The following is a 12772-nucleotide window of genomic DNA, read 5'->3' as shown; positions in this document are numbered from 1 at the left end:
TTCAACCGTCTTCCCCGCAGACGATGTGACATCGGCGACACGGGGTGCTCGTGGGCCCCGACTACCCTGGAGCCATGGCTTCCTCTGTGGTCGCGGGCGTCGACGCCGAGGCGGCGCTGCGCGCGGAGCTGCGCCGCGTCGAGGCGGGCATCGTCGAGGCCGAGCGCGCCGCGCAGGAGGCTTGACCGGCCGCGCGGGACCTTCGTCCCGGCGTCGTCCGCGGACGTCACCGCGGCGCGCCCGAGGGACGGACGCAGCGGCGCAGGTCACATCCGGGCACTAGGCTGGGGCCGTAAACCCACCACCGTCGCGGGCGCGCACGCGGCGCCCGGGTTCCCGTGCCCGGTCGGCCGACGACGCTGCGCCTGCGAGCCCTGCCTGAAGGAGCACCTGTGGCCAGCATCGAAGCCGTTGGAGCGCGCGAGATCCTCGACTCCCGTGGAAACCCGACCGTGGAGGTCGAGGTCGTCCTGGACGACGGGACGTTCGCCCGCGCCGCCGTGCCGTCGGGCGCGTCGACGGGTGCGTTCGAGGCCGTCGAGCGCCGTGACGGCGACAAGTCCCGCTACCTGGGCAAGGGCGTCGAGGGCGCGGTCAACGCCGTCATCGACGACATCGCCCCGGAGCTCATCGGCTTCGAGGCGGAGGACCAGCGCCTCATCGACGCCGCCCTCATCGACCTCGACGGCACGCCGAACAAGGGCAAGCTGGGCGCGAACGCGATCCTCGGCGTCTCGCTCGCCGTGGCGAAGGCGGCCGCCAAGTCGGCCGGGCTCGACCTGTACCGCTACGTCGGCGGCCCGAACGCGCACGTGCTGCCCGTGCCGATGATGAACATCCTCAACGGCGGGTCGCACGCGGACTCCAACGTCGACATCCAGGAGTTCATGGTCGCCCCGATCGGTGCCTCCTCGTTCCGCGAGGCGCTGCGCACCGGCGCGGAGGTCTACCACTCGCTCAAGTCGGTGCTCAAGGAGAAGGGCCTCGCGACCGGCCTCGGCGACGAGGGCGGCTTCGCGCCCAACCTGTCGAGCAACCGCGAGGCGCTCGACCTCATCCTCGTCGCGATCGAGAAGGCGGGCTTCGCGCCCGGCACCGACGTCACGCTCGCGCTCGACGTCGCCTCGACCGAGTTCTTCAAGGACGGCGCGTACCAGTTCGAGGGCGGCGCGAAGACGCCGGACGAGATGATCGCGTACTACGAGCAGCTCGTGCGCGACTACCCGCTCGTGTCCATCGAGGACCCGCTGTCCGAGGACGAGTGGGACAGCTGGTCGCAGCTCGTCTCCGCGGTGGGCGACAAGGTCCAGATCGTCGGCGACGACCTGTTCGTCACCAACCCGGAGCGTCTCGCCAAGGGCATCGAGCTCAAGGCGGCGAACTCGCTCCTGGTCAAGCTCAACCAGATCGGCTCGCTCACGGAGACGCTCGACGCGGTCGAGCTCGCGCAGCGCAACGGCTTCACCGCGATGGTGTCGCACCGCTCCGGCGAGACCGAGGACACGACGATCGCCGACCTGTCCGTCGCGACGAACGCCGGCCAGATCAAGACCGGTGCCCCCGCCCGCGGCGAGCGCATCAACAAGTACAACCAGCTCCTGCGCATCGAGGAGGCGCTGGACGACGCGGCCCGCTACGCCGGTCGCGGCGCGTTCCCGCGCTGGTCGGCCTGACCGCCATCGCCTGATCGGGCCTGACCAGGCCTGATCGCGAGCGCGCGGCCCGCACGCCGAGGCCCGGCGGACCGTCACGGTCCGCCGGGCCTCCGGCGTCTCCCAGGAGCTCGACACCTCAGCGCCGGTGCCGCGCGGACGGTGAAGATGTCGTGTCGATCGGCCTGCCCGGGCCACGTCCCCGCGCGTGCTCCCCGGTCGTGAGGCCGCCGGGCGGCACAATCGGGCCATGCCGTCCTCGCGCCGTCCCCCGAGCCCGGGCTCGTCCGCCCGTCCCGGACGCGGCTCGCGCACGCCGTCGGCGCCTGCGCCGCGGCGGCCCCAGGGACCGGCGCCGGAGGACCGGCGCCGGAGCCGCTACGGCTTCCTGCTCCCCGAGGTGGTGACGGTCCGCACGCTCGTGCTGTCCGTCGTCGTGCTCCTCGCCGCGGTCCTCGTGCTGCCGACCGTCCGCGCGTACGTGAACCAGACGAACGAGCTGCGCGCGCTGCGGACCGAGCTGTCCGACGCGCAGAGCGAGCGCGACGAGCTCCAGGCGGAGCTCGAGCGGTGGGACGACCGCGCCTACGTCGAGCGCCAGGCCCGCGACCGGCTCAACTTCGTCATGCCGGGAGAGCGGCCCTGGCGCGTGCTCGACCCCGAGACGGTCGTCGACGACGTCGACCCCCGCACGGGGCAGGCGATCTCGGACGGTCCGGTCGAGGGTGGCGCGGACAGCGGCGCGCCCTGGTACCAGGCCGTGTGGGAGTCGGTGCAGGTCGCGGGACGGCAGCCGGTGCCCGAGGGCACGACCGGTGCCACGAGCGGGGACAATGGGTGACGCGGCCGTCGCGCCGCACCCCTGATCCCTGCACGAGCCATCCCGAGGACCTGCTGTGAGCGACGCCAGACTGGCCATCCCCGCCGACGACCCCGCGGCGGACGTCTCCGCGCACGACCTCGAGGTGCTCGTCGAGCAGCTCGGCCGGACGCCGCGCGGCGTCGTGGGCATCGCGGCCCGGTGCGCCTGCGGCCGCCCGCTCGTCGTGCGGACGGCGCCCCGCCTGGACGACGGCACGCCCTTCCCGACGACGTTCTACCTCACCCACCCGGGCGCCGTCGCCGCCGCGTCGACGCTCGAGGCGAACGGCGTGATGAAGGAGATGACCGAGCGCCTCGCCGAGGACGCGGAGCTCGCCGCCGCCTACCGGGCGGCGCACGAGCACTACCTCGCGCAGCGCGAGGCGCTCGGCCACGTCGACGAGATCGACGGCATCTCCGCCGGCGGCATGCCCACGCGCGTCAAGTGCCTGCACGTGCTCGTCGGGCACGCGCTCGCCGCGGGGCCGGGCGTGAACCCGCTCGGCGACGAGGCGCTCGAGCGCGTGCGCGACGTGTGGCGCCCCGACCGCTGCACCTGCTGACCCGGCGCGGCGCGCCGGCGTCTCAGCCGACGTCCCGGCGCGCCTCCTCGACCAGGTCGTCGGGCAGCACCTCGGGCCCGGCCTCCGCGGGACGCGGCCGGTCGTCGGGGTGCGCGCGCGCGGCGAGGAGCGCGACGTCGTCCTCGGCGCCCGCCGCGAGGTCGGCGATGAGCCGGTCGCACAGGTCCTCGAGGGGGAGCCCGGCGAGGCGCTCGGCCGTGGTGCGCAGGCGTTCGAGGCCCACGTGCAGCGACTCCCCACGGCGTTCGACGAGGCCGTCGGTGTAGAGCACGACGGTCGAGCCCGGGGGGACGATCTCGGTGTGGTCCTCGCGGTCCTCGCGCGCTCTCAGCCCGAGCGGGAGGTTCGTCGAGCGGTGCAGGAGCTCGGCACGGCCGTCGGGGTGCAGCAGGAGCGGCGGCAGGTGGCCCGCGCTGGACCAGCGCAGCAGGCGCTCGCCCCGCTCGGCCAGCTCCGCGGGCTGCTCGACCTTCGCGAGGACGCCCGTGCTGATGGCACCGACCCCGAGGTCGTGCATGGCCCAGTCGAGCGACTCGAAGATCGCGGCGGGCGAGCGGACGACGGCGTGCGCGCCGCCGCGCAGCACGTTGCGCACCTGCGCCATGGACACCGCGGCCCGCAGGTCGTGACCCGTGACGTCGCCGATGACGAGGCACGTGCTGCCGTCGCGCACGAGGAAGGCGTCGTACCAGTCGCCGCCGATCTGCGTCCCCGTGGCTGCGGGGACGTACCGCGCGACGAGGTGCAGGTGGTCGGGCTCGGGCAGCGCGGTGAGGAGGCTGCGCTGCAGCTCCTCGGCGAGGGTGCGCTGCGCCGCGTGCAGGTGCGCGTTGTCGAGCGCGAGCCCGATCTGCGCCATGACGTCGCGCAGCGACGCGAGGTCCGCGTCGGTGAACCGTCCCCGCGCCTCGCCCCGCACGAGGGTGAGGAGGCCGCGGGTGTGGCCGCGGCCGCGCAGCGGGAGCACGACGATGGCGTGCGGCTCGAGGCTGACGAGGAGGTCGTGCGCGGGCCCCTCCTCGACGAGGTCACCCGGGCGCGGGGCGCCCGTGCGCAGGGCCTGGGGCGCTCCCGCGAGCGTCTCCGCGACGAGCGACGTGGGGGTGAGGGCCGGCACGCGCGCGGCGGCGTACGCGTCGAGCGCCGGCTGGCGGGCCGGGTCGGCGTGCAGCGCCGCGACGTCGCGCAGGCGCTGCTGCCACCCGCCCGAGCCCTCGTCGAGGACGCTCGCGATGGCGAAGTCGGCGACGGCCGGCACGAGGTAGGGGAGCACGGCTTCGAGCGCCCCGACGGGGTCGAGGATCTCGGCGAGCTCCGCGGCGACCGACGCGAGCAGCTGCGAGCGCTCCTGCGCCTCCTGGGCGAGCTCGAGCGCGCGGCGCCGCTCCGTCACGTCCGTGAAGTAGGCCGCGACGCCACCGCGCTCCGGCACGGCCCGCACCTCGTACCAGGCGTCGAGCGGCGCGGGGTAGTAGGCGTCGAAGACGACGGGCTCGCCCGTCCGCGCGACCCCGCGGTAGCTGTCCTCGAACACCGTCCCGACGCTCGCCGGGAACAGCTCCCACACGACGCCACCGACGAGGCGCTCGCGCGTGCTCTGCAGGATGCGCTCCGCCTCGGGGTTGACGTACCCGAAGCGCCACTCGGGGTCGAGCCAGAAGTACCCGACGGTCATGTCCTCGAGGATCTGCCGGACGCGCTCCTCGCCGGCGCGCAGGGCCGTCGTGTCGGTCGCGACGCCGACCAGCTGCTCCGCGACGCCGTCGGGACCGCCCAGCGCCCGGCCCCGTGCGGTGAGCCAGCGGACGGTGCCGTCGGGCCGCAGCACGCGGAACTCCGCCTCGTAGACGCCGCACGTGGCGATCGCGGTGTCGAGCGCCTCGGTGACGAGCTCGAGGTCGTCCGGGTGCAGCCGCGCGTTGAACGCGCCGATCGTGCCGCCGAAGGACCGCTCGTCGTAGCCGAACACCTCGAGCAGCGCCGCGTCCCAGTGCAGGGCGCCGGTCGACAGGTCCCACTGGAACGTGCCGAGCCCTGCCGCCTGCGCGGCGGCGTCGAGCAGCTCCAGCCGCTCGGCGCGCGTCGCGTCGACGTCCGGCACGGCCGCTTCGCGCGTCGCGACCGCGCGGCCGGGACGTCCGGGCGCCCCGGACCCCGGCGTCTCGCCGCTGCCCGCCGGATGGTGCATGTGCGTGTCTCCTCCGCCGAGCACGTGTGGATCTCTCGCGCACATCATCCCCTGTCCCGAGGGTCCGGCGCGCACGCGCGCCCCGCGGACGTGTCGGCGCGCCGCGTGCGGTGCGCCGGGGTGGCACCCTGGTCGCATGACATCCGGTCCCACCGCGCCGCCCGCCGCGCACACCGCCGACCGTCCCGCCGACCCGACGCCCGGGGTCTCGCGCGTCGCGGCCGTCGACTGCGGCACGAACTCGATCCGCCTGCTCGTCGCCGACGTCGACCCGGTCGCCGGGACGCTCGTCGACCTCGACCGCCGCATGGAGGTCGTCCGGCTCGGCCAGGGCGTCGACCGGACGGGGCGGCTCGCGCCCGAGGCGCTCGAGCGGACGCTCGACGCGGCACGCCGGTACGCGCGCGTGATCGAGGAGCTCGGTGCGACGCGGACGCGCTTCGTCGCGACGTCGGCCACCCGCGACGCGCAGAACCGCGACGAGTTCGTGCGCGGGGTGCTCGACGCGCTCGGGGTCGAGCCGGAGGTCGTCTCGGGCGAGGAGGAGGCGGAGCTGTCGTTCCGCGGCGCGACGTCGACCGTGGCCGCGGTCCGTCCCGGGCCGTACGTCGTGGTGGACCTCGGCGGCGGCTCGACCGAGCTCGTGCACGGCACGACGACGCCGGACGCCGCGTACTCGACGGACGTCGGCTGCGTGCGCATGACCGAGCGGCACCTGCACGGCGACCCGCCCACCGCGGAGGAGGAGGCCGCCGCCCGCGCCGACGTGCGGGCGGCGCTCGACGAGGCGGCCCGCGTCGTGCCGCTCGGCCGGGCCGCGACGCTCGTCGGGCTCGCCGGCTCGGTGACCACCGTCACGGCGCACGCGCTGCGGCTCGCCGCCTACGACCGCGAGCGCATCGACGGCGCGGTCCTGCCCGTCGACGACGTCCTCGCCGCGTGCGACGACCTGCTGCACCGCACCCGTGACGAGCGCGCCGCGCTCGGCTTCATGCACCCGGGTCGGGTCGACGTCATCGGCGCGGGCGCGCTCGTGTGGTCGGAGGTCGTCCGGCGGGTGCGCGACGACGTCGCGGCGGCCGGCGGGTCGCTCACCGAGGTCGTGACCAGCGAGCACGACATCCTCGACGGCATCGCGTGGTCGATCGCCTGACCCGCGGTCGCCGCCCGTCGGGCCGGGCGTGCGCGGGATCACGCCCGGCTGACGGACGCCCCGACGTGCCAAGGGCCCGAGCGGTAATACTCTGGGACCATGCCTCAGAATGACCTGACCTCGGTCGACCGTGCCCAGGACGCACCGGAGGTGACGTCGGCCGCGACGCAGGTGGCCTCGTCGCCCACCACCGCGACGGCGGTCGCCCCGCAGGCCGCCTCGCCGCGGCCGCGCAAGGTGCCGCGCGTCGTGGTGCTGGGCGGCGGCTCCGTCGGCCTGTACGCGGCCCGCCGCCTGCGCAAGAAGCTTGGCCGCCGCGAGGCCGCGATCGTCGTGGTCGACCCGCGCCCGTACATGACGTACGCGCCGTTCCTCCCCGAGGCCGCCGCGGGCTCGATCGACGCCCGCGACGTCGTCGCGCCGCACCGCCGCGCGCTCAAGGGCATCGACGTGCTGCAGGGCAAGGTCGTCGGCATCGACCACGGCGACCGGACCGTGACGATCCGCCCGGAGGAGGGCGACGACTACTCGGTCACCTACGACCACCTCATCGTCGGCCTGGGCTCCGTCTCGCGCACGCTCCCGATCCCGGGTCTGGCGGAGAACGCGATCGGCTTCAAGAACGTGGAGGAGGCCATCGCCGTCCGCAACCACGTGATCAACCGCATGGACGTCGCGTCGTCCACGTGGGACGCCGAGCTGCGCCGCCGCATGCTGACGTTCACGTTCATCGGCGGTGGGTTCGCCGGTGTCGAGGCGCTCGCCGAGATCGAGGACATGGCCCGCCACGCGACGCGCAACTACGCGACGATCGAGGAGAAGGACCTCCGCTTCGTCATGATCGAGGGCGCCGGCCGCATCCTGCCGGAGCTCAGCGAGCCGATGGCCGAGTGGGCCCTCGAGGAGCTGAAGAAGCGCGGGATCGAGTTCCACCTCAACACGTTCCTGTCCTCGTGCGAGAACGGGCACGTCGTCACGTCGACGGGTGTCGAGTTCGACTCCGAGACGATCGTGTGGACCGCGGGCGTCAAGGCGAACCCGGTCCTCAAGGAGGCGTCGGACCTGCCGGTCGACAAGATGGGCCGCGTGACCGTGCGCCCGACGCTCCAGGTCGAGGACGCCGACGGCAACCTCGTGCCGAACGCGTGGGCCGCCGGCGACTGCGCCGCCGTCCCGGACGTGCTCAACCCGGGCAAGTTCTGCCCGCCGAACGCGCAGCACGCGATCCGCGAGGCCACGCGCCTGGCCGACAACATCGCGCTCGAGCTGCACGGCGAGGCGCCCGTCGAGTACCGCCACAAGAACGTCGGCACCGTCGCGTCCCTCGGCCTGTACAAGGGCGTCGCGGAGCTGTTCGGCGTGTTCAAGCTGCGCGGCACGCTCGCGTGGCTCATGCACCGCGGCTACCACGTCATGGCGATGCCGACCGGGAACCGCAAGGTCCGCATCTTCGTCGGCTGGATGGGCCAGTTCCTCATGGGCCGCGAGCTCGTCTCGCTGGGCTCGCTGCACGACCCGCGCGCCGAGTTCCGCGCCGCGTCCGTGCCGCCGAAGAAGGACGGCGGCCCGGTGAAGCAGACCGCGCAGGGCTCCGCGGCCGCCGCGCAGTCCGGTGCGGCCGAGCCGACCATCGACGCGGACGAGCGCACCCCGGCCAGCAAGGCCTCCTGAGCCGCGCGGGACCTCCCGCACGCACCGGACGACGAGGGGCGAGCCGAGCGATCGGCTCGCCCCTCGTCGCGTCCGGGCGGTGGCGCGGCGCCTCCTCGCGTTCCGGTGCGGGACATGCCGGGGGATAGGGTCGTGGCCGGCCCCCATGGCCCAACTGGCAGAGGCAGCCGGCTTAAACCCGGCGTGTTCCGGGTTCGAGTCCCGGTGGGGGCACTCCCTGCCGGCCGGTCGCGTCGTTCACCGGGCGGGCACCGGGTCCGCCGCCCGTGCCGCGTCGGGTGCGCCGTCCGCCGGGTAGTCGGTGTACCCGCGGGCGCCGCCCCCGTAGAACGTCGCCGGGTCCGGCGTCGCCTCCGGGCGGTCGTCCCGCCAGCGCCGGACGAGGTCGGGGTTGGCGATCGCGGGACGTCCGACCGCGACGGCGTCGGCGTGGCCGCGCTCGACGAGACGGGCGGCCGCGCGCCGGTCGGTGACCCGCGCGAACCCGGTGTTCGCGATCGTGCGCGTGCCCGCGGCGCGCCGCAGCGACCGCGCGAGGGCCCCGTCGGCCGACGGGTGGATCACGCTGACGTACGCGAGCGACCGGTGCCGCAGGTTCGTCAGCAGGGCCGTGTACGTGGCCGACACGTCGCGCTCGTCGGTCTCGAGGGCACCCTGGACGTTCGCCCCGGGCGAGATGCGGAGGCCGACGCGGTCCGCGCCGACCGCGTCGGCGACCGCCTCGACGACCTCGGTGACGAACCGCGCCCGGCGTTGCGGGGAGCCGCCGTACCCGTCGGTGCGGTGGTTCGTCGACGGGGCGAGGAACTGCTGCAGGAGGTAGCCGTTGGCGGCGTGGAGCTCGACGCCGTCGAACCCCGCGCGGCGCGCGCGGAGCGCTGCCTCGACGTGGGACAGGACGAGCTGCTCGACGTCGGCGGACGTGGCCGCCGTGACGTGCGGCGCCGGGTGACCGTGGCTCTCGTACGCGACGGCCGAGGCTGAGAGCACCCGGTCGACGCCCGTGACGGAGGGGCTCGTGACGCGTCCGGCGTGCATGAGCTGGGCGAAGACCGGCGTCCCGTGCGCGTGCACGGCCGCGGTCACCGCCGACCAGCCCCGTGCGTGGGCGTCGTCGGCGAGCCCGGGCTGGTTCGCGTAGGCGCGCCCTTCCGGGCTGGGGTAGACGCCCTCGGTGACGACCAGCCCGAACGCGGACCGCTGGGCGTAGTACTCGGCCATGAGGGCGGTGGGCGACCCGTCGTCGGCGGCGCGCCGGCGCGTCATGGGGGACAGGACGAGACGGTTCCGCAGCGCCGCGGCGCCGAGGCGGAGCGGCTGCCACAGCGTCGGCGTCGGCGGGGACGTCGGTGGGGACGTCGTCATGCCGCCCGCCGGCGCATCGCGACGACGGTGTCGACGACCTCGGCGCGCCGGCCGCCCGGACCGGTGGCCAGTCTCCTGGGGGTGTCGAGCAGCTCGGGGACCCAGGCCGGCCCGAGGTCCAGCGCGTGCACGAGCTCGGCCGGCGCCGGGTGGTCGTGCGGGGAGCTGCTCCAGGACCAGGGGGCGCTCGAGCCGTGGTCGACGAGGAGCAGGGCGCCGCCGGGCCGGACGGACGCGGCCGCGCGTCGCAGGACGCCCTCGCGCTCCGGTGCGGAGAAGAAGACGGCGAGGACCAGGTCGACGGGCCCGCGCGGCAGCGGGTCCCTCGCGGCGTCGGAGCGGACCGCGCGGACCTGGTGCGCCAGGCCCTGCTCCGCGGCGCGGGCCGCGATGCGGTCGACGGCGGTCGCCGCGACGTCGAGCGCGGTCACCCTCCAGCCCTGGCCGGCGAGCCAGAGCGCGTCCCCGCCGTGACCCGCGCCGAGCTCGAGCGCCTCCCCTGGCCCGGCGAAGAGCCGGGGGACGGTGGCGACGGTCGCCGCGTTGGGGGTCGTCCCCCAGGTCGGGTCGAGCGTCCGGTAGTGCCCCTCCCAGAAGTCCGCGTCGTACGTGGTCATGCGCTGGGTCCGTCCTCGCGTGCGTGGGCGGCGCGTTCCGCCCGGTCGTCCGCCAGGGTCGGTACCGGCCGTGCCGTGACGCAAGCGCCGTTGCGGGTCCTGCAAACGGCCCGCCCGAGCTCTTGGACCCGCCCGACGGCGCCCCTAGGGTGACGACCTGTGCACACCGCGACAGCAGGGCGATCTCCCGGACGTGACGTCGAGCAGGTGCTCGACACCGTCGGGCCACGGCTGCGCGACGTCCGCCACCGACGCCGGATGACGCTGTCCGACGTCGCCCGGCTCACGGGGACCTCGGCGAGCACGCTGTCGCGCCTCGAGTCCGGCCACCGGCGCCCGAGCCTCGACCTGCTCGTCCCGCTCGCGCGTGTCTACCGGGTCCCGCTCGACGACCTCGTCGGCGCCCCGCCCACGGGCGACCCCCGGGTGCACGTCCGACCGGTGCGCCGGCACGGCATGGTCTACATCCCGCTCACCGGCGCCGGCGCCCCCGTCCAGGCGTTCAAGCTGGTCCTGCCCGGGCGCGACGTGTCGACGCCGATCGCGCAGAAGGCCCACGCCGGCTACGAGTGGCTCTACGTCCTCACGGGACCCGTGGCGCTGTCCGTCGGCGGCGACGTCACCGTGCTGCACGACGGCGAGGCGGCGGAGTTCGACACCCGGCGACCGCACGGCATCGCGAGCGCCTCGGAGAGGCCCGCCGAGATCCTCACGCTGTTCAGCGCCCACGGCGAGCGGATCCACGTCCACGAGGACGCCTGAGCCTCAGGGTCCCGCGACGTACGCGTACGCCTCCTCGAGCGCCGCGCGCCAGGTCCGCGTCGCGGACGGGCCGTCGCCGTCGAGCGAGACCTCCCGTGCAGCGTGCGCGTGCCGGCGGTGACGACCTCGGCGGTGCCGTCGTCCACGAGCTCCACCGCCCGCTCCCGCACCGCTCAGGACAGCCCCGTCGGTCCCTGCGGCTCGGCAGGGGCCGCGGCCTCCTGCCCGAGCACCACGACGTTGCCGTCCGGGTCCTGCACGCGCGCGACGCGCTCGCCCCACGGCTGGTCCGTCGGGGGCTCGACCACGGTGACCCCGGCGGCGGCGAGGTGGTCGACGGCACGGTCGCAGTCGTCGACGTAGACCCACAGGGTGGTGCCGCCGACCGGCGAGGTGCCGTCGTCGAGCCCGATGCCGAGCGGCGAGGAGCCGACGAGCACGCTCACGTAGACGGGCGGTCCGTCGTCGGGGAAGGCGTACTCCACGGTCCCGCGGAGCAGGTCGCGGTAGAAGCCGAGAGAACGCTCGACGTCGGCGACCGTGAGGATGGGGAACACGCTGCGGAACATCGCGCCTCCTCGCAGGTCCGCGCCGCCGGCGGCGGCGCCGTCCGTCCCATGGTGCCCGCCGGCTGCCCGTCGCGCGCGCCGTCCTGCTAGGGTGCCGCCGAACCACGCGGGGCGTCCCGCCCGGTGCGCACGTCACCGGGTCGAGGGACTGAGACGAGCGGTGAGGCCGCCCGGACCCGTCGAACCTGATCTCGCTAGCACGAGCGGAGGAACGTGGGCATGACGACGCCTGCTGCCATCACCCTGAACCCTGCACGGACGGACCCTGCGGGGACCCGACCGGAGCCGCCGGAGGACCCGCGCGTCCTCGTCGCGGACGACGAGACCGGCTTCAGCGCCGAGCTCGGCCGCCGGTACGCGCACCTGTTCGACGAGTTCTACGACCACCCGTTCCTGGCGGGCCTGCGCGACGGGTCCGTCGCGCCCGCGGCGGTCCGGCACTACGTGGGCCAGGACCACCAGTACCTCACCGCGTACCTGCGCTGCTACGGCCTCGGCATGACGCTCGCGCCCGACCGCGCGTGGGCGGCGTGGTTCCACGACAAGGCAGGCTTCCTCCTGGACGACGAGTCGCACGCGCACCACGCGATGTGCGACTTCCTCGGCGTCTCCTACGCCGAGGCGCAGACGACGCGGCTCGCCCCGAGCGCCCAGGCGTACGTCGACCACATGCTCGCCGCGGGCCGCGACTCCCTCGGCGTCCTGCTCGCCGCGCTCCTGCCGTGCCCGTGGACGTACATCTGGTCGGCGCGCCGGTTCTGGCTCGCGGAGCGCACGACGACGCCCGGCGCGACCGGCGCGATCGGCACGGACCACCCCCTGGCCGGGTGGTGGGAGTTCTACGCGGACGACGCCACCGGGACGGTGCTCTCGGACCAGCGCGAGCGTCTCGACGCGCTGGCCGCGGACGCGGGCGAGGCGGAGCGGGCTCGCATGGAGCGCGCGTTCGAGCTGAGCTGCCGCCACGAGATCCGCTTCTGGCAGATGGCGCACACGCTCGAGACCTGGTGACGCGGCGCGGCCGGCAGGCCGCGTTACGCCGTCAGCAGATCGCCGCTCCCGCCCCGGTCCGTGCGGCCCGGGGCGGGAGTAGCGTGGCGCACACGTGTCGACGGGCGACGCGCGACGGGAGCGGCGATGGGCGAGCGACGGACCACGACGACGCGCGAGCGGCCCGAACCGCTGCTGCGCCACGTGATCGGCGGCATCCTGCGTCGTGCGCGCGCTCGACGACCTCGTCCTTGTACTGCGTGTGGTCGAACCCGTCGAACATGTCGTCCGCCATGAGCTCGCCACCTCCTTCCATCGTGGTGATCGTCCGTTCGACCGACGCGATCTGCCGCGCCAGCC

General features: G+C 74.9%; 11 protein-coding genes, 1 tRNA gene and 1 riboswitch. Of the genes, 8 read left to right on the top strand and 4 right to left on the bottom strand.

The window, feature by feature from the left end; genetic code table 11:
- Nucleotides 1–392 precede the first annotated feature (392 nt).
- From eno to JZ5iCDA_RS11330, 3 genes are all read left to right on the top strand, one after another.
- Complete coding sequence (gene eno, locus JZ5iCDA_RS11340) at nt 393–1673, top strand: phosphopyruvate hydratase (RefSeq protein WP_069387272.1); 1281 nt, start codon at nt 393–395, stop codon at nt 1671–1673.
- 229 nt (nt 1674–1902) lie between these two features.
- Entirely contained in the window at nt 1903–2493 is a 591-nt protein-coding gene (locus JZ5iCDA_RS11335) for an FtsB family cell division protein (RefSeq protein WP_253182056.1), read from the top strand.
- Nucleotides 2494–2548: 55 nt separating this feature from the next.
- Complete coding sequence (locus JZ5iCDA_RS11330) at nt 2549–3076, top strand: DUF501 domain-containing protein (RefSeq protein ID WP_069387271.1); 528 nt, start codon at nt 2549–2551, stop codon at nt 3074–3076.
- Nucleotides 3077–3098: 22 nt separating this feature from the next.
- Here the strand turns inward: JZ5iCDA_RS11330 and JZ5iCDA_RS11325 are convergent, their stop codons facing one another.
- Nucleotides 3099–5285 carry a SpoIIE family protein phosphatase gene (locus tag JZ5iCDA_RS11325; RefSeq protein ID WP_083259922.1) on the bottom strand — a complete coding sequence of 729 codons (2187 nt, stop codon included), beginning with the start codon at nt 5283–5285 and terminating at the stop codon, nt 3099–3101.
- Nucleotides 5286–5421: 136 nt separating this feature from the next.
- Between JZ5iCDA_RS11325 and JZ5iCDA_RS11320 the strand changes: the two genes are divergently transcribed.
- The 3 genes from JZ5iCDA_RS11320 to JZ5iCDA_RS11310 all read left to right on the top strand — a co-directional run bounded on the left by JZ5iCDA_RS11320 (nt 5422) and on the right by JZ5iCDA_RS11310 (nt 8322).
- On the top strand, nt 5422–6438 hold the full coding sequence (locus JZ5iCDA_RS11320) for a Ppx/GppA phosphatase family protein (RefSeq protein WP_083259921.1): 1017 nt from the start codon (nt 5422–5424) through the stop codon (nt 6436–6438).
- A gap of 99 nt (nt 6439–6537) precedes the next feature.
- Nucleotides 6538–8109: an NAD(P)/FAD-dependent oxidoreductase gene (locus JZ5iCDA_RS11315; RefSeq protein WP_083259920.1), complete on the top strand. Its 1572-nt coding sequence runs from the start codon at nt 6538–6540 to the stop codon at nt 8107–8109.
- Between the two features lie 139 nt (nt 8110–8248).
- A tRNA-Leu gene (locus JZ5iCDA_RS11310) sits at nt 8249–8322 on the top strand.
- A 24-nt stretch (nt 8323–8346) separates the two neighbouring features.
- On the opposite strand, the gene JZ5iCDA_RS11305 is transcribed toward JZ5iCDA_RS11310, so the two are convergent.
- Nucleotides 8347–9474: an alkene reductase gene (locus JZ5iCDA_RS11305; protein WP_069387270.1), complete on the bottom strand. Its 1128-nt coding sequence runs from the start codon at nt 9472–9474 to the stop codon at nt 8347–8349.
- Nucleotides 9471–10091 (bottom strand): SAM-dependent methyltransferase, encoded by a 621-nt coding sequence (locus JZ5iCDA_RS11300; protein ID WP_069387269.1) that lies wholly within the window; start codon nt 10089–10091, stop codon nt 9471–9473. The genes JZ5iCDA_RS11305 and JZ5iCDA_RS11300 overlap by 4 nt, the downstream gene beginning before the upstream one ends.
- A gap of 159 nt (nt 10092–10250) precedes the next feature.
- Between JZ5iCDA_RS11300 and JZ5iCDA_RS11295 the strand changes: the two genes are divergently transcribed.
- On the top strand, nt 10251–10853 hold the full coding sequence (locus JZ5iCDA_RS11295) for a helix-turn-helix domain-containing protein (RefSeq protein WP_069387268.1): 603 nt from the start codon (nt 10251–10253) through the stop codon (nt 10851–10853).
- 173 nt (nt 10854–11026) lie between these two features.
- Here the strand turns inward: JZ5iCDA_RS11295 and JZ5iCDA_RS11290 are convergent, their stop codons facing one another.
- Nucleotides 11027–11422, bottom strand: a complete 396-nt coding sequence (locus JZ5iCDA_RS11290; RefSeq protein WP_069387267.1) for a VOC family protein — start codon at nt 11420–11422, stop codon at nt 11027–11029.
- A 97-nt stretch (nt 11423–11519) separates the two neighbouring features.
- Nucleotides 11520–11651: riboswitch (TPP riboswitch) on the top strand.
- Between JZ5iCDA_RS11290 and JZ5iCDA_RS11285 the strand changes: the two genes are divergently transcribed.
- Nucleotides 11642–12433, top strand: coding sequence for a TenA family protein (locus JZ5iCDA_RS11285; RefSeq protein WP_083259919.1), 792 nt, complete (start codon nt 11642–11644; stop codon nt 12431–12433). It overlaps the preceding riboswitch by 10 nt.
- The last annotated feature ends 339 nt before the right edge of the window (nt 12434–12772 follow it).

The sequence above is a fragment of the Cellulosimicrobium cellulans genome (assembly GCF_001722485.1).
In the GTDB taxonomy this organism is placed as follows: Bacteria; Actinomycetota; Actinomycetes; order Actinomycetales; family Cellulomonadaceae; genus Cellulosimicrobium; species Cellulosimicrobium cellulans_A.
The sequence above is the reverse complement of the archived record's forward strand: the minus strand, read 5'-3'. Positions and strand labels throughout refer to the sequence as shown.